Genomic DNA, 15,604 nt, shown 5'->3' with positions numbered 1-15,604 from the left:
TTATGTTCTGTTAAAATGGAATTCTTTCTAAAGCCATTTTTAAAGCCAGGCTAAATACGGCTGCTGATACAAATAACACCCAACTCGGGCGCTTAATTTTACTATAATTAAACAGCATAAAGGTAAGGCCTAAAATAATAATTACCATGAAAATCTGCCCGGCTTCCAAGCCAACATTAAATCCAAAAAGGCCCCAGCCAATGTTTTGGTCTTTTGCCAGCATAATCCGTATCGAATTTGCAAAGCCCATACCGTGTATCAAACCAAAAATTAATGCCAGATAGTAATTTATTTTAATAGATCGTGATGAAAAATCCCTTCTAAATAAATTACTTACTGCAGTAAATACAATTGTACACGGAATTAAAAACTCAACCCATTTACTTTCAAAGCGGATTACATCTGTTACACTTAAAAATAAAGTTAACGAATGCCCGATTGTGAAGGCGGTTACCAAAATTAAAACCTGTTTAATATTTTTATAACTATAAATTGCAACAAGTGCTAAAATAAATAACTGATGATCCAAGGCATCGGCACTTATAATATGTTCCCACCCCAATTTGAAGTAAAAGATGAAATCTTGTAACGGCATTTATAATAAATTAGCTTTGTGAGCGAAGCTTTAGTACTTTTGAAGCCTTAAAATTAGAGTTTTAATTATAAAAACGATAAAATCATTAAAATGCATTTCTTAAATACCAAATTTGTTACTTTATTATTGGTTTTTGCGCTGGGCGGCATGCATAAAGAAAGCAAACATCCGCTACATGTAAGCACAACGGAAGTGAACATAAATGCGAAGGACAAAACGCTTGAAGTTAGTACAAGGATATTTAGCGATGATTTTGAGGCGATTCTGGTGAAACTCTACAAGCAAAAAACCGACTTGAGTAATGCTAACCTAAAAGCTCAAATGGACGCTTTGGTGAAAAAATATTTGTTGTCGCATTTACAGATTAAGGCAAACGGAAAGGTTGTTGCATTGAATTATATTGGTTTTGAAATCGACCATGAGGCGACAAACATCTATTTGGAAGCTGAAAAAGTTACACCGCCAAAAGCGGTTGAAGTAAATAGCACAGTACTATACGATATGTTTGACGACCAGATGAGTATAATTCATGTTGTAAAAGGTGCCAATAGAAAAAGTAGCAAAGTGCTGTATCCGGATAGGAGTTTCACCGCAAACTTTTAAATGTAATTTTTGTATTAACTAATTAAAAAGCAGCTTATTTCCTTTAATTTTAGCATACCCAAAGGTGTTATTTACATTTTCAAGCGGCAGTAACCGGCAGGAGAATGGTTTTATTTTACTTTGGTTTGTACATCCCATCTGGTAAGTAATTATGCATATAATTGTCTATTCCCAACTTTTAACGCCAAGGATAAAGTACATTTTTAACTTTATTTTCAATGCTGTTTTAAAAGTTGAAACAGAATTTACCGGAAATAAAGAACATTTTCTGCAAAGCGGACACGTGAAAATAAGTTATGGCGACAAGCCTCTTGGTGATGAACTTTTTTTCAAGAATGTAGGTCTACTGTTATCGAACAAAGTTGAGGTAATTAAGCTAAAAACGATTCCGTTTGGAGATTACCAGGTTCCTTTCCCCGTTGAAGATGCCGCATTGCCTTTTGATGTTTTCGCAGCATCTTTTTTTATTTTAAGCAGATACGAGGAGTATGTTCACCACTTTAAGTCGGACCAGGATTTTACGGCAAAAGACAGCTTGCAGCATAAGTGGAAGCTTTTGCCGAGGCCAATAATTGATGAATGGGCCCTGTTGTTGAAGAATATGGTGAAGAAGAAATATCCTTCTTTTAAATTTCCAGAGAAAAAATTTCAATACTACCCGACCATAAACTTTACCCTAAAGCCAGATGTGCCAACAGGTTTTTTGCCAAAAACAAAGTTTATGTTTAGGAAGATGTTTGATAAAAAACAGAAGTTTTTGAGCACTGTTTTCGATGAAGTGACGGGCTTAGGTGTTAACCCGCAGCAAATAATCCACGACTTAAATTTTGACACCCTAAAAGGAAAAGCTATTTATTTTATCAGCTTTCCTGAGGATGAAAAAAACAGGCTAAATTTTAACAACAGCGCTGCTTTTTTAAGCGGCAAACAAGTCGGTTTACTCCAACCCTGTTCAACAGATAAGGAAAAATCTTCCGCCTTGAAGAGTGGTCTGTTACAACTCGCTAAAATGCAGTCGAATAACATCAATTTCAAAAGCCAGCAATTAGACCTGCTAAAACTTCCGGCCTGTTACCTAAGTCTGCTTTCAGCGGGCATTAGTGCAGATTATTCTATGGGCTATCCAGACAAAACTGGCTTCAGAGCCGGAACATGTACATCTTTCAACTGGTATGACTTACAACTTGAGAAAGTAACGCCAATTCAAGTAAATTCATATGCAATTTCCGATACAGCAATTCATTATCAGTCTGTTGCCGATGCAATAAACATGATAAAAGACCTTATCGACGCTGTAAAACTTGTAGATGGACAATTTTATAGCAGCTGGCAACTGAAAAATCTATCAGAAAATGTTAAATTTAAAAAATGGAAGGCTCTTTTTAACGAAATGCTAAAATATGCCGGCTAAATGAATGTTATGACCTTCGACCTAAGCAAAACAAAATCCATCGCAAACACCTTCATTGCGGAGTTGCGTGATGAAAACATTCAAAAAGATTCGATGCGTTTCCGCAAAAACCTGGAACGATTGGGGGAATTTTTTGCTTATGAGATTAGCAAAACACTAAAATTCACTTCAAGAGAAGTGATTACTCCACTGGGAACTTCGCAATGCGAGTTTTTGGAAACACAACCCGTTTTGGCAACCATTTTACGTGCCGGCCTGCCGCTGCAGCAAGGCCTGCTTAATATTTTCGACAAGGCCGAGTGCTGCTTTATTTCTGCCTACCGTAAAGTTAAAAAAAACGGAGATTTCATTATTCAGATGGATTACATTTCCACGCCCGATTTGGATGGCCGGATTTTAATTATGGCCGACCCAATGCTGGCTACAGGTCAAAGTATGGTGATGTGCTGTAAAGAACTAATTAACAGGTATAAAATTGCGGAGCTACATATCGTAGCTGCAATTACGAGCACCGAAGGTGTTGCACATGTAAAAGCCAATTTGCCAAAGGCAAAACTTTGGTTCGGTGCCATTGATGAAGAAATGACCAGCAAATCTTACATTGTGCCTGGTTTAGGCGATGCCGGTGATTTGGCCTACGGAGAAAAGGTTTAGCCATGATTTGCTGATTGTAGAGGAACTCAGAGCCTGAGCATTTCTAACAGTTTTACAATTTATCAATCGAGCGATTTGACGCAACAGCATTCAGCGCTTTGGATACAATAAATTATACATTTTAACCCACGCCAACCAATTGCAATACTCCAACAAAAAACACATTTTCTTCGATTTAGACCACACTATTTGGGATTTTGACCGCAATGCAGAAGAGACACTAAACGAGCTTTATGATACTTATAAATTGGGCGAACTTGGACTAAAATCGTGTGCTGATTTTATTGCCACCTATACCGAAAATAACCACCAGCTTTGGGCTGATTATCATTTGGGAAAAATAACCAAGGATTTTTTAAGGGCAGAAAGATTCAGCAAAACTTTTATTCAGTTGGGCATTCATCCTGATGCAGTGCCAAATCAATTTGAAGATGATTATGTGAGCATTTCGCCTACCAAAACAAATTTGTTTACCGGTGCCGAAAATGTACTTGCCTATTTGCAGGAGAAATACACTTTACACATCATATCCAATGGCTTTAAAGAAACTACGCTAACAAAAATGAATTTGTCTGGCTTAAACCCATATTTCGAAAATGTTATTATTTCTGAAGATGTTGGTGTTAACAAGCCTAACCCCATGATTTTTGAATATGCACTTGAAAAAGCAAATGCCAACAAAGACGAGAGCATAATGATTGGCGACAGTTTGGAAGCAGATGTTTACGGCGCATTAAATTTCGGTATGGAAGCTATCTTTTTCAATCCAACCCAGAAAGAGAAACCAAAAGATGTAGACAAAGAAATTATTCAACTCGAAGAATTGTTGACTTTACTGTAAACCGCCTAACCATTTACCCATGAATACAAGCAAAGTTAAGATTTCGCTCCACCTCATCATCGATGCTTACAAAGCAAAGCTTTCTTCTTATTCGGATGAGCGCTTTGAAACAACTCCGCCTATTGGGGGCTGGAGCTTTAGCGAGGTTTACGCTCATATATTCGATTCGAGCCTGCTTTCTTTAATTGCCCTCGAACACAGCGCCACAGGTAAAGGCGAAAACCGACCAACACATTTCGTTGTAAAACTGATTTTACTTTTAGGTTCTCTACCGCCCGCGAAGAAATATAAGGTGCCGAAAAGACTGGCGGACCGGGTTAAAAAAATTAGTAAAACGGAGGCATTGGATTTTATCCTGGAATTTGAAAAAGCCTTAGAAAATACTTACCCGACTATATCGAATGCAAGCAAATACTCCAAAACAAAACATCCAAGAATGGGCTATTTGAATGCGCAGCAATGGCTACGTTTTATAGAAATCCATCTTAAACACCACCTAAAGCAATTGGTTAGGATAGAAAAAAGCTTTGAAACGCAAAAATAAGCTTTTCTTAATCTTCTATTTTAGAATGATGTTTGGTATCCTTCATTGTCGTGTATAAGATTAGTGAAATTAATATGCAGCCCGTTACATACCAATAGAAATAGTTCTCGTGGCCAATATTTTTAAACCATAATGCAAAATATTCTGCCGTTCCGCCAAAAATGGCGACTGTTAACGCATACGGCAAACCTACCCCTAAAGCCCTTATTTCTGCAGGAAAAAGTTCTGCTTTTACCACCGCATTAATGCTCGTGTAACCACTTACAATAATCAGGGCGGCAATCATCAATAGAAAAATAACTGTTGTATTGCTTGCATTGGCTAAGCCTGTTAAAATTGGAACGGTACATAGTGTACCTAAAATTCCGAATCCGATTAGTAATGGTTTCCGCCCGATTTTATCAGATAAAAGCCCAAATAAGGGTTGCATAATCGCAAATACAAGAAGTGAAACAAACGATAATGTTGTTGATGTTTCTTTGCTTAAGTGTACGGTATTTACAAGAAACTTTTGCATGTAGGTACTGAAAGTATAAAAGGCAATCGTGCCGCCCAGGGTTAAACCTACAACAGTAAAAATCTCTTTTGGATATTTCATCAGCACTGCGATACCGCCTTTTTTTTCTTCTTTATTTTTGATTTTAAATGCTGCAGTTTCGTCGATATGTCTTCGTAAGTAAAGGGCAATAAACGAAAGAATGGCCCCGATAAAAAAGGGAATTCGCCAGCCCCAATCATGGAGTTCGGCTGGTGTTAAAAGCCAGTTTTGTAAAACCAGTTGAATACCAAGGGCTAATAATTGTCCGCCGATTAAGGTAACATATTGAAAACTCGAGTAAAATCCACGATGTTTTTTAGCTGCCATTTCGCTCAGGTAAGTTGCTGAAGTTCCGTATTCACCACCTGTGCTTAGCCCCTGGATTAACCTCGCAAATACAAGCAGAAGTGGCGCTGCAACACCAATTTGTTTGTACCCTGGCGTTAAACCGATAATTAACGAGCCAATGGCCATGATTAAAACAGAAAGGGTCATGGATTTTTTACGGCCCATTCTATCAGCAATGCTGCCGAAAAGCCAGCCACCAATAGGGCGCATTAAAAAACCAACAGCGAATATACCGGCCGTATTTAAAAGCTGAGCCGTTGGATTGCTGTTCGGAAAAAATGCCGGCGAAAAATACAAAGCAAAGGCTGAATAAGTGTACCAATCATACCATTCGACCAAATTCCCTACCGAACCGCCAAAAATAGATTTTAACCGGTACTTAACTTCGCCTACTTCTCCCAATTCGTTTAATGCCTGACTCATAACGTAAAAATAACTTCATTTTAAAAAGAGATGTTAAACACAAGTCGCCATCTTTTGTTTATTATATCGTAATATAGCCTCAGAATAATTTACTTGCAAGAACGTATTTAAAAAATCACTAAGTCGTTGGTTTAAAATCAAATCTTTATAACATGAAAGATAACTTTTCTACACAGGCAGCCGAATATGCAATTTACCGCCCAACCTACCCAAAAGAGCTTTATGATTACCTTTTCGGCCTGGTTAATAACAGAGATGCCGCTTGGGATTGCGCAACTGGTAACGGGCAAGTTGCCAGCGTTTTAGCGCAGCATTTTAAAGCGGTTTACGCTACTGACATAAGCGAAAAACAATTGAACGAGGCACGCAAATTACCGAACATTGTCTACCGGGTAGAATCATCGGATAAGGCCGATGTGACCGACAACAGTTTCGATTTAATAACCGTTGCACAGGCCATACACTGGTTTAATTTTGAAGCTTTTTATGCCGAGGTGAAACGAACGCTTAAGCCCGATGGAGTTTTGGCAGTTATTGGTTACGGTTTAATGTTTATCGATAAAAAGGTAGACAGGGCAATTCATAAATTGTATGAAGACATTCTTGGAAAATACTGGGATAGTGAACGGAGGTATATAGAAGAAGGTTATAAAACGATTCCGTTTCCTTTTGAAGAAATCGTTGCGCCACATTTTCAGATAAAAACTTCGTGGAATTTTAATCAGATGATAGGTTATCTGAATACCTGGTCAGCCTTGCAACATTATAAGAATGCAAATGAGCGAAATCCACTCGAATACATGTTTACCGAACTAAAAGAGGCCTGGGGTAGCGATGCTACCAAAGATGTACATTTCCCAATTTTATTAAGGGTTGGCAGATAGTGTTTACCATTAAAAACCAGGCAGAAGAAAAGCTGGCTTGGTTTTCTTCACCTTTATGTGCTTCGCTTTCGAGGGGGAACGCCTTAGTTATTGTGCTTAACCTTTCATTTTAGCAAATCCATAATACCCAAAACAGTCAGTTTTTTCTGCTCGCCACTTTGCATATCTTTCAACGTTAACTCGCCGCTGGCAATTTCATCGCCACCGATTAAAATAACATAAGGGATGTTTTTTGCATCTGCATAAGCCATTTGTTTTTTCAGCTTCGCTGATGATGGATAAAGTTCGGCAGGTATGCCAGCATTCCTGAATTGTTGTAAAATTGGCAAAGCATATTTTTCTGCCTCAGCATCGAAATTGCTGATTAAAACTTTTGTACCAACTTCTGCTGATGCCGGGAAAAGATCGAGTTCTTCAAGCACGTCATAAATTCTGTCGGCACCAAAAGAAACGCCAACACCTGTTAAATCTTTTAAGCCAAACATCCCTGTTAAATCATCATAACGGCCACCACCACCAATGCTGCCCATGGCAACTTCATTGGTTTTAACCTCGAAAATACAACCGGTGTAATAATTTAACCCACGAGCCAGGGTAATGTCTAAATCAATTTTTGCTGTTAGTGGCAGCGCATAAGAAATTAAACTTTCTACATAGTCGAAAACCCGTTCAATTTCGGCAATGCCTTTCAAACCTGTTTCAGATTCTGCCAGAACCTCTTTTAAACTGATTATTTTCTCTTCATTAGTTCCTTGCAGCAAAATCACCGGGCGGAGTTTGTCTAAATCATCTTCAGTAAAACCTCGTTCCAACAGCTCTTTACTAACGCCATCCAAGCCAATTTTATCTAACTTATCTATGGCAACCGTCATGTCGATAATTAAATCGGGTTTACCTATAATTTCAGCAATGCCTGATAGAATTTTTCTATTATTAATTTTTATCGTGAAGTCTTTTAAACCTAATTTTGCTAAAGCTTCGTTGTAAATCAGGATAAATTCGGCTTCGTTTAATAAACTTTCTGAACCAACAACATCAACATCGCACTGATAAAATTCCCTGTACCTACCTTTTTGTGGCCTGTCGGCACGCCAAACTGGCTGCACTTGGAAGCGTTTAAAAGGTAGCGTGATTTCATGCTGATGCATCACCACGTAACGGGCAAATGGCACAGTCAAATCATAACGAAGTGCTTTTTCTGAAATTAAAGGGATTAGCTTATTGCTATTCTCTTCTTCGGAGAAGTCGAATGATTTCTTCTTTGCATTTTTTAAATACTCCCCGCTGTTCAGAATTTTAAAAATCAGTTTATCGCCTTCATCGCCATATTTTCCGGTAAGGGTAGAAAGGTTTTCAAAGCTTGGTGTTTGAATCTCTGCATAGCCATATTTCTTAAAAACCGATTTGATGGTATCGTAAATAAAATTACGCTTAACCATTTCTACAGGTGAAAAATCGCGTGTTCCTTTTGCTAAAGAAGGTTTAATAACTGACATAGCCGCAAAAGTACAAAAAGGTTTAATAACCATAGAGATGTTTTACAGCAAGATTGGAAGGTTGTGAGAAAGACGATGCATTTATCCATCATAATAACATTAAAGGATTTTACAAGCGATAAAGCACCCGTGTTAATTGGATGGCCAACAAGAGTTTGTTGCCGAACGACAATAAATTTATTTGTATCCTTGCCTTTTGTTTCACTCAGTGTAATAAGGGGCAATGAACTTGAACATTTATAATCCTTGCCCTTGCTATCAACCATTGTTATAAAAACAATAAACGTCATTTTGTAATCCCTGCCCTTGCTTTCAAACAAAGTTGCCGAACGGCGATGAACTTTTGTAATCCACCATTCAACCCCAAAAACTGTACAGCAACTTTCCAAAATAAAACATAAGATATCTAATCACCCATCAAATCCTGTCTTCATAAATATCGAATATAATACCTTGCTTTCTAGGCAAAAAACTTAAATTTGCGCCAACAAAAATCAAAAATATAATGAGTTTCAGAATAGAACACGATACCATGGGCGAGGTGCAGGTGCCTGCCGATAAATACTGGGGTGCACAAACCGAACGCTCACGCAATAACTTTAAAATCGGCCCGGAGGGTTCGATGCCCAAAGAAATTATCCATGCTTTTGGTTACCTTAAAAAAGCAGCTGCATTGGCAAATACCGAACTTGGTGTACTTTCTGCAGATAAAGCCGATTTAATTGCTAAGGCTTGTGATGAAATAATCGCTGGCGATTTAGACGATCAGTTTCCACTGGTAATTTGGCAAACTGGTTCTGGAACTCAAAGCAACATGAATGGAAACGAAGTAATTGCAAACCGTGCCCATGTAATAAATGGTGGCGCATTAGCTGATGATAAAAAAGTACTTCATCCAAACGATGATGTGAACAAATCGCAATCATCGAATGATACCTTCCCCACTGCAATGCATATTGCTGCCTATAAGTTAACAGTTGAAAATACGATTCCGGGTTTAGAAAAACTGCGCAACACTTTGTCCAAAAAGGTTGCAGAATTTGCTTCAATTGTTAAAACCGGCCGCACACATTTTATGGATGCAACACCGCTTACCTTGGGACAAGAGTTTTCAGGTTACGTGCAGCAAATCGATAACAGCATCAGGGCAATTAAAAATGCATTGGTTATGGTTGCTGAGCTTGCTTTAGGCGGAACCGCTGTGGGTACCGGACTAAATACACCCAAGGGTTACGATGTTTTAGTGGCTCAAAAAATTGCCGAATTAACCGGTTTACCATTCGTTACGGCTCCAAACAAATTTGAAGCATTGGCGGCGCATGATGCAATGGTAGAACTTTCCGGCGCACTAAAACGTACCGCTGTTGCTTTAATGAAGATTGCAAACGATGTTCGTATGCTTAGCTCTGGTCCACGTTGTGGCATTGGCGAAATTGTAATTCCAGACAACGAACCGGGTTCATCAATTATGCCCGGGAAAGTTAATCCAACCCAACCGGAAGCTTTAACTATGGTTTGCGCTCAGGTAATTGGTAACGATGTTGCTGTTTCGGTTGGAGGGATGTCCGGTCATTTCGAGCTTAACGTTTTCAAACCGCTAATTGCAGCGAATGTATTGCAATCGGCTCGCTTAATTGGCGATGCCTGTGTTTCTTTCACTGATAAATGTGCGGAAGGCATTACAGCCAACCTACCTGAAATTGAAAAACATTTACAAAATTCGTTGATGTTGGTTACCGCCTTGAATCCTCATGTTGGTTACGAAAATGCAGCCAAGATTGCAAAGAAAGCACATAAAGAAAATAAAACCTTAAAAGCAGCAGCTGTTGAACTGGGTTTATTAACCAACGAACAATTCGATGAATGGGTTCGTCCGGAAGATATGGTTGGCAGCTTAAAATAATCAGCACCTCCTGGCCCCACTCTAAGCGAGGAATTTCTTTCTATAGTTTATATTCAGGCGTTAGAAAGAGATGGTTTTTAATAGTAGGAGTTTTTGAAAAGCAGGGCAATTCGTTCTTCGGATTCGAAGGCCCGCTTTTTGCTTCAAGTTTTTTCAAACCTGCAGGTCTTTAAGACCATGCAGGTTTATCAAACGCTTTCCGCATCAATCGGGTTTATTTAACTCAAAACATTGCTTAAAAAATAATCGCCTTGCGAAAAATGCCACAATCAAAAAGCAAACATTTCAGTTTAAAAACAATAAAAACTTCCATAGGGTTAAGGCATTTGTACATTATACTTTTTACCTTTTCCATTCTCCAGCTTTCCTGTTCTCCCCGCCCTAATATCCAGGGTAAAGGCGAAGAATTTATGCAGGGTATTTGGAATGAAGATTCTGTTGCTTTCAGCAACAAACTTAGTAACTACACTCAGCACCATTTTAAAATAACCTGCGATTCTATCTACATCGACCTGGTTACGCGAAGCAAATTGAATTTGTACGAAGATTCTTGCTACAACAATGGCATTTGGAAAGAGTATGCTAAAGGCGTTTATGCCGTAAAAGGCGATACGCTGTTTGTTGGTGCTACATTTACGCATGCCAATTACAAGCAAAAGATTTCTGGTTGTTACCGCATTGGCCGCTATGATAAAAACTTCCTTATTAAGAAAAAATCTGCTGATACATTGGTTTTGGAAAGCTTAAGCGACCAACGGGAAATCAAATTATCACTAAAAGAAAAAGTTACCTGCGTACAAAAAGAATTATAAAAATGATTTCAAAATTGATTAAAAAGAAACTGGCAACAGCGGCGCTGATTTGCTCAATGGCATATTTACCAATTCATGCAAATGCCTGGGGCATGATTGGGCACCGGGTTGTAGGTGAAATTGCGGATAGCTACATTAATGCAAAAACGCGTAAAGCCATTCAGGCAATTCTGGGACCGGAAAGTATTGCCATGTCTGCCAATTGGGGCGATTTTATTAAATCAGACTCAACTTACAATTACATGTACAACTGGCATTTCGTAAACCTTCCGGGTGGCTTAGATAAGCAGGGTGTTTACAATATTCTGGAAGCGGAAAAGTCGCCAAGTTTGTATAATAAAATTCCAGAGCTGATTGCAGTTTTGAAAAAAGCAAGCAGCACTGCAGATGAGAAAAAACTGGCTTTGAGAATGCTTATTCATATTGCCGGCGATTTATGTCAGCCAATGCATGTGGCACACAAAGAAGACCTCGGCGGAAATCGTGTTTCAGTGTTATGGTTCAACGAGAAATCGAATTTGCATCGCGTTTGGGACGAACAGCTCATCGAATACCAACAATTGAGTTACACCGAATATGCCAAAGCAATTAATCATCCATCTGCCGTTCAGCTTTACAACTGGAGAAATACAAGTTTAAAAGATTGCATTTATGAATCGTATCTGGTTTGCGGCAAAATATATGAAAACACAAAACCCGATTCGAAATTAAGTTATCGCTATAATTTTGACTGGGCCGAAACATTGAACCAGCAATTACTAAAAGGTGGTATTCGGCTTGCTAAAATGTTAAACGACATCTACGCTTAAAAGTTTAAGAAAGTTAAACGCCTCAAAATTGAGGCGTTTTTTTGTGTAGCATTTTCTTGGCTTCTTACGTTTAAGGTAACAACCGAATGGAAAGAAAAACCTAATCCTTATTTCTTCGTTTTAATAACCTTAACGTGTAAAAAGAAAGCCCTAAATAATGGGTAAATTGGCCAAACTGATTTTAAATCAACTATGAGAAAACTAATTATAATACTTTTTATTTGTGTTGCAGCGGCCTGCAAAAAAGATGCTGACAAGACGCTTACCGCAAAAACGTGGGTTATCGAATCGGCAACGGTAAGCCCCGCCATGACCCTCGGTGCTAAAACAACAACAAATTATATTGAGTTGATGGGGCCAAATAGTTGCGTTGCCAATATGATGATAAACTTTTCGACAGACGGCACCTATTCAATGAGCTCGAACGGGGCGCTTTGTGACATGTATGTATCAACCGATATAAAAACCTGGAAAAGAGATGGCGAAAAAGTTATTTTATCGGCTAACGGAACTTCTCCGATGCTGCTGAAAGGCGATAAGCTAACCCAAACCACCACGAGTAATGCGCCTGGCGGCGTAATTTACACTATAGTTTACGTTTATAAGGCTCAATCCAAATAATTTGAAAGTACTCATGGTTTGCCTTGGCGACATCTGTCGTTCGCCTCTGGCAGAAGGCATAATGCGTCATTTATCCGAAGAAAAAAATCTAAACTGGGAAATTGCCTCAGCCGGAACCGGAAACTGGCACGTTGGAAAAGCTCCAGATCATCGTAGTATTTTTGCTGCCAAGAAGCTGGGATATGATATTAGCAAACAGAAAGCCCGGCAATTTAATCAGAACATGTTCGAAATCTATGATTTGATTCTTGTTATGGATCGAAACAATCTAAGCGATGTTCAAAGCCTTGCCAGAAATAACGCTGAGCAAGAAAAGGTGAAACTATTTCTTGATAACGATGAAGTTACAGACCCATACTGGGATAATAGCCTATTTGAACCAGTTTGCAGGCAGGTAGAAGAAAGATGTAGAGAAATTATCAAACAACTTTCTTAATTTAGTGGAAACATCGCTAACCAAAAATTATGAAAAGATTATTTTCCATTTGCCTCCTTCTCGCCGCTATTATTTTATTTCAAAGCCATACCTCGAAAAAGACGCCAAAGGTTTTGGTTTTTTCAAAAACAAAAGGTTTCAGGCACGCATCCATAGAGAAAGGAAAAATAGCAATAATGAAGCTCGGCGCAGCGCATAATTTCACGGTAGATACCACTGAAAACGCGTCGCTATTTACAGAAGCAAACCTTAAAAATTATGCTGCCGTTATTTTTCTGAGCACAACCGGCGATGTTTTGGATGATGCGCAACAATCTGCATTCGAAAGGTATATCCAGGCTGGGGGCGGTTATGTAGGCGTGCATGCAGCTACCGATACAGAATATGGCTGGCCCTGGTACGGAAAATTGGCCGGTGCTTACTTTACAAGTCACCCGCAACAACAAAATGCTCGTTTTGTAATTAAAGATAGGAAGCATCCATCTACAAAATTCATGACTGATTCCGTTTGGATGCACAGAGATGAATTATATAATTTCAAAGATATCAATCCTGACATTAAAGTTTTGGTTACCATTGATGAATCGTCTTACAAAGGCGGCACAAATGGAAATTTCCATCCGTTTAGCTGGTACCATAGCTATGATGGAGGAAGGGCTTTCTATACATCAATGGGCCACACAGATGAATCTTGGGTAGATGATATGTTTTTGAAACATCTATATGGCGGAATTGAGTATGCCATTGGTAACCAGAAAAAGCTAGATTACACAAAGGCACATTCAAAATTACTGTGATACAGTTCTAAGCCAAAAGAATTAGCAAAACCCGACGGTTTCTAATAAGATACTAATAGAATAATTGCGAAAGCACATTCGAAGCAGAAGGCGCTGCTGGTTTTAGTGACGTAAATTTGGCCAATTGGGCCACAGTCAAAACCGTAGCCAACTTAGACCGTAAACCAGAAGCAAGATTTTTTACTTTATTTGTAGCCGCAGCTGGCTCCGTTTTCCTAGCAGCCAACGCCGTTGCCTTTTGAACTAAAAAGTCTTTTATCATTGAGGTAACAGTGGGCTGTTGAGCAGCGCTTAAGTTTAAAGACGGTGTTAATTTTCCCATAATGCCTGATGTTAAACTGCCAACATCTAAGCCTGCTGATGAGGCAATAGAACTTGCTTTACTTAAAATACCTTGTGCATTCGAACTGAGATTTATACCCAAAACGAGAGCCGCTAAAATTAATAATTTCTTCATTTTAAATAATTTTAGCTAAGGTAATATATTTACTCCTTTTAAGAATATTAAGTGGGTTTAATTTCTCTCTTGTTCATTAAATAAATGTAGTTAAGCATACAGAACGATGCAACTGCACCGAAGGTGTGCCATAGAAAATGAGTGCCGACAGTTAGAATTTCCCATTTATCAGCGATGCGAAAAGTAAGTGCAAATATGAACGACAGCAGGGCGAAACCGACCCATTTACCATTTTTCCATTCGGTTTTTAGCAGGTAACCGAATACGGGAAATAGCACCAAAGCTGCCATAAAAGCATAATTTATGTTTATGAAAATTTGAAAATCTCCACCCTTAAATTGCTTTCGAAGGAAAAATTGAAAAAAGGAGTAGATTAAAACAATCAGGGCGGCGAAATACCATTTGGTAATCTTTCCTAAAAAATAAGTTCCGGCTGCAAGGCACAGCAACATAATCGGCATCCAGTCCATCATAATAAAAATTGGCCAGCGCCTAAAGGTATGGTAGGTGGTTCCACCGATGCCGCCAATGTAAAGCAAAACCAGCGCACCGCTTAAAAACGTGTGTTGTTTAAAATCGCCCCAAAGCTTAAAAGTCCAGTAAACTGCAATTGCCAGAAAAAAACAGCTTGTAATTGCATTTAATGGCTCGGGAAATAATTGGCTTAGGTTTGTTTCGGTATAAACTGTACCACCATCGGGCGGATTCTGATTAAAAGCGCTCATGATTTATAACATTTAGTGACCATACTATTCTGCTTTTGTTAATGGCAAATTGGCTATTTTGCTTTAGTAAACCAGAAAAGCATCGTAAAAAAGTTGCGACTTACGCGTAACAAAAAGCTAACACCACAACTTCATTAGCCGGTAAAACCTAAATATAGCTATTAAGAATAAAGTTTTGATAAAAATGACAAACCTTTCCCTTTGCATCCTGTTGGAATAGTAACATCAAATCTTAAAAAAACATGAAAACAACATCAGCAACTGCAGAGGTTTTAAACGACCTTATTCAAATTAACAACGACCGTATAGAAGGTTATGAAAAAGCACGTCAGGAATTAAAAGATGGCGATGCCGACTTAAAATCTTTATTTTTAAATATGATTGAGGAGAGCCAAAAATACAAAATGGCGCTTGCTACAGAGGTTTCTGCTTTTGGAGAAGATATCGAAACTGGAACAACAACTTCTGGCAAAATCTACAGAGGATGGATGGACGTAAAAGCTTTATTTACGGGCCACGACCGTCAGACTGTTTTAAATAATTGTGAGTTTGGCGAAGACGCTGCTCAAAACGCATACAAAATGGCTTTGGAAGAAGAAGATTTAGCTTCAAACATCAGAGCTTTGATTTCAGATCAGAAAGCTGCTTTAAGACAGTCGCACGATGAAATTAAAAGATTACGCGATTCGCAGGCATAAACCTTTGCC

General features: G+C 38.6%; 18 protein-coding genes. 13 read left to right on the top strand and 5 right to left on the bottom strand.

All coding sequences use genetic code 11. The annotated features are described in order from the left end of the window. Positions 1–10: 10 nt before the first annotated feature. Positions 11–595: a HupE/UreJ family protein gene (locus AC0IWT_RS17855; RefSeq protein WP_471798189.1), complete on the bottom strand. Its 585-nt coding sequence runs from the start codon at positions 593–595 to the stop codon at positions 11–13. A gap of 90 nt (positions 596–685) precedes the next feature. On the opposite strand from AC0IWT_RS17855, the gene AC0IWT_RS17850 reads away from it, so the two are divergent. The 5 genes from AC0IWT_RS17850 (at position 686) to AC0IWT_RS17830 (ending at position 4,648) form a co-directional block, all read left to right on the top strand. After that, a complete protein-coding gene (locus AC0IWT_RS17850) occupies positions 686–1,198 on the top strand; it encodes a DUF6702 family protein (protein ID WP_471798188.1) in 513 nt (170 codons plus the stop codon). Positions 1,199–1,349: 151 nt separating this feature from the next. Next, entirely contained in the window at positions 1,350–2,609 is a 1,260-nt protein-coding gene (locus AC0IWT_RS17845) for a DUF7033 domain-containing protein (protein ID WP_471798187.1), read from the top strand. A gap of 9 nt (positions 2,610–2,618) precedes the next feature. Continuing rightward, positions 2,619–3,263, top strand: coding sequence for a uracil phosphoribosyltransferase (gene upp / locus AC0IWT_RS17840; protein ID WP_471798186.1), 645 nt, complete (start codon positions 2,619–2,621; stop codon positions 3,261–3,263). A 139-nt stretch (positions 3,264–3,402) separates the two neighbouring features. Next, positions 3,403–4,104, top strand: a complete 702-nt coding sequence (locus AC0IWT_RS17835; protein WP_471798185.1) for a YjjG family noncanonical pyrimidine nucleotidase — start codon at positions 3,403–3,405, stop codon at positions 4,102–4,104. A gap of 19 nt (positions 4,105–4,123) precedes the next feature. Beyond that, complete coding sequence (locus AC0IWT_RS17830; RefSeq protein WP_471798184.1) at positions 4,124–4,648, top strand: DinB family protein; 525 nt, start codon at positions 4,124–4,126, stop codon at positions 4,646–4,648. A 7-nt stretch (positions 4,649–4,655) separates the two neighbouring features. On the opposite strand, the gene AC0IWT_RS17825 is transcribed toward AC0IWT_RS17830, so the two are convergent. Beyond that, entirely contained in the window at positions 4,656–5,957 is a 1,302-nt protein-coding gene (locus AC0IWT_RS17825; protein WP_471798183.1) for an MFS transporter, read from the bottom strand. Positions 5,958–6,109: 152 nt separating this feature from the next. Between AC0IWT_RS17825 and AC0IWT_RS17820 the strand changes: the two genes are divergently transcribed. After that, complete coding sequence (locus AC0IWT_RS17820) at positions 6,110–6,841, top strand: class I SAM-dependent methyltransferase (RefSeq protein WP_471798182.1); 732 nt, start codon at positions 6,110–6,112, stop codon at positions 6,839–6,841. A 104-nt stretch (positions 6,842–6,945) separates the two neighbouring features. Here AC0IWT_RS17820 and hisS read toward each other — a convergent pair whose 3' ends face one another. Then, positions 6,946–8,337 (bottom strand): histidine--tRNA ligase, encoded by a 1,392-nt coding sequence (hisS, locus tag AC0IWT_RS17815; RefSeq protein WP_471798181.1) that lies wholly within the window; start codon positions 8,335–8,337, stop codon positions 6,946–6,948. Positions 8,338–8,842: 505 nt separating this feature from the next. Between hisS and fumC the strand changes: the two genes are divergently transcribed. From fumC to AC0IWT_RS17785, 6 genes are all read left to right on the top strand, one after another. Next, complete coding sequence (fumC, locus tag AC0IWT_RS17810; protein WP_471798180.1) at positions 8,843–10,240, top strand: class II fumarate hydratase; 1,398 nt, start codon at positions 8,843–8,845, stop codon at positions 10,238–10,240. Positions 10,241–10,500: 260 nt separating this feature from the next. Continuing rightward, entirely contained in the window at positions 10,501–11,052 is a 552-nt protein-coding gene (locus AC0IWT_RS17805) for a fumarate hydratase (RefSeq protein ID WP_082491719.1), read from the top strand. Between the two features lie 2 nt (positions 11,053–11,054). After that, positions 11,055–11,861 carry a S1/P1 nuclease gene (locus tag AC0IWT_RS17800; protein ID WP_471798179.1) on the top strand — a complete coding sequence of 269 codons (807 nt, stop codon included), beginning with the start codon at positions 11,055–11,057 and terminating at the stop codon, positions 11,859–11,861. 192 nt (positions 11,862–12,053) lie between these two features. After that, positions 12,054–12,482, top strand: coding sequence for a hypothetical protein (locus AC0IWT_RS17795; RefSeq protein WP_471798178.1), 429 nt, complete (start codon positions 12,054–12,056; stop codon positions 12,480–12,482). A gap of 1 nt (position 12,483) precedes the next feature. Beyond that, positions 12,484–12,918, top strand: a complete 435-nt coding sequence (locus AC0IWT_RS17790) for a low molecular weight protein-tyrosine-phosphatase (protein ID WP_471798177.1) — start codon at positions 12,484–12,486, stop codon at positions 12,916–12,918. A 29-nt stretch (positions 12,919–12,947) separates the two neighbouring features. Continuing rightward, a complete protein-coding gene (locus AC0IWT_RS17785) occupies positions 12,948–13,715 on the top strand; it encodes a ThuA domain-containing protein (protein WP_471798176.1) in 768 nt (255 codons plus the stop codon). A gap of 52 nt (positions 13,716–13,767) precedes the next feature. On the opposite strand, the gene AC0IWT_RS17780 is transcribed toward AC0IWT_RS17785, so the two are convergent. Both AC0IWT_RS17780 and AC0IWT_RS17775 read right to left on the bottom strand, forming a co-directional pair. Then, entirely contained in the window at positions 13,768–14,172 is a 405-nt protein-coding gene (locus AC0IWT_RS17780; protein WP_471798175.1) for a hypothetical protein, read from the bottom strand. A gap of 47 nt (positions 14,173–14,219) precedes the next feature. Further along, complete coding sequence (locus AC0IWT_RS17775) at positions 14,220–14,897, bottom strand: hypothetical protein (RefSeq protein ID WP_471798174.1); 678 nt, start codon at positions 14,895–14,897, stop codon at positions 14,220–14,222. A 242-nt stretch (positions 14,898–15,139) separates the two neighbouring features. On the opposite strand from AC0IWT_RS17775, the gene AC0IWT_RS17770 reads away from it, so the two are divergent. Then, on the top strand, positions 15,140–15,595 hold the full coding sequence (locus AC0IWT_RS17770) for a ferritin-like domain-containing protein (RefSeq protein ID WP_471798173.1): 456 nt from the start codon (positions 15,140–15,142) through the stop codon (positions 15,593–15,595). The last annotated feature ends 9 nt before the right edge of the window (positions 15,596–15,604 follow it).

This window comes from Pedobacter sp. AC464, from assembly GCF_979253075.1.
Note: the sequence above shows the minus strand (reverse complement) of the source record. Positions and strands in the feature narration are given on the sequence as shown.

What these genes read in the sequence shown, in the direction of transcription:
- AC0IWT_RS17855 (WP_471798189.1), bottom strand. Translation starts at nt 595, where the DNA reads ATGCCGTTACAAGATTTCATCTTTTACTTCAAATTGGGGTGGGAACAT.
- AC0IWT_RS17850 (WP_471798188.1), top strand. Translation starts at nt 686, where the DNA reads ATGCATTTCTTAAATACCAAATTTGTTACTTTATTATTGGTTTTTGCG.
- AC0IWT_RS17845 (WP_471798187.1), top strand. Translation starts at nt 1,350, where the DNA reads ATGCATATAATTGTCTATTCCCAACTTTTAACGCCAAGGATAAAGTAC.
- upp (WP_471798186.1), top strand. Translation starts at nt 2,619, where the DNA reads ATGACCTTCGACCTAAGCAAAACAAAATCCATCGCAAACACCTTCATT.
- AC0IWT_RS17830 (WP_471798184.1), top strand. Translation starts at nt 4,124, where the DNA reads ATGAATACAAGCAAAGTTAAGATTTCGCTCCACCTCATCATCGATGCT.
- AC0IWT_RS17825 (WP_471798183.1), bottom strand. Translation starts at nt 5,957, where the DNA reads ATGAGTCAGGCATTAAACGAATTGGGAGAAGTAGGCGAAGTTAAGTAC.
- AC0IWT_RS17820 (WP_471798182.1), top strand. Translation starts at nt 6,110, where the DNA reads ATGAAAGATAACTTTTCTACACAGGCAGCCGAATATGCAATTTACCGC.
- hisS (WP_471798181.1), bottom strand. Translation starts at nt 8,337, where the DNA reads ATGTCAGTTATTAAACCTTCTTTAGCAAAAGGAACACGCGATTTTTCA.
- fumC (WP_471798180.1), top strand. Translation starts at nt 8,843, where the DNA reads ATGAGTTTCAGAATAGAACACGATACCATGGGCGAGGTGCAGGTGCCT.
- AC0IWT_RS17805 (WP_082491719.1), top strand. Translation starts at nt 10,501, where the DNA reads ATGCCACAATCAAAAAGCAAACATTTCAGTTTAAAAACAATAAAAACT.
- AC0IWT_RS17800 (WP_471798179.1), top strand. Translation starts at nt 11,055, where the DNA reads ATGATTTCAAAATTGATTAAAAAGAAACTGGCAACAGCGGCGCTGATT.
- AC0IWT_RS17795 (WP_471798178.1), top strand. Translation starts at nt 12,054, where the DNA reads ATGAGAAAACTAATTATAATACTTTTTATTTGTGTTGCAGCGGCCTGC.
- AC0IWT_RS17785 (WP_471798176.1), top strand. Translation starts at nt 12,948, where the DNA reads ATGAAAAGATTATTTTCCATTTGCCTCCTTCTCGCCGCTATTATTTTA.
- AC0IWT_RS17780 (WP_471798175.1), bottom strand. Translation starts at nt 14,172, where the DNA reads ATGAAGAAATTATTAATTTTAGCGGCTCTCGTTTTGGGTATAAATCTC.
- AC0IWT_RS17775 (WP_471798174.1), bottom strand. Translation starts at nt 14,897, where the DNA reads ATGAGCGCTTTTAATCAGAATCCGCCCGATGGTGGTACAGTTTATACC.
- AC0IWT_RS17770 (WP_471798173.1), top strand. Translation starts at nt 15,140, where the DNA reads ATGAAAACAACATCAGCAACTGCAGAGGTTTTAAACGACCTTATTCAA.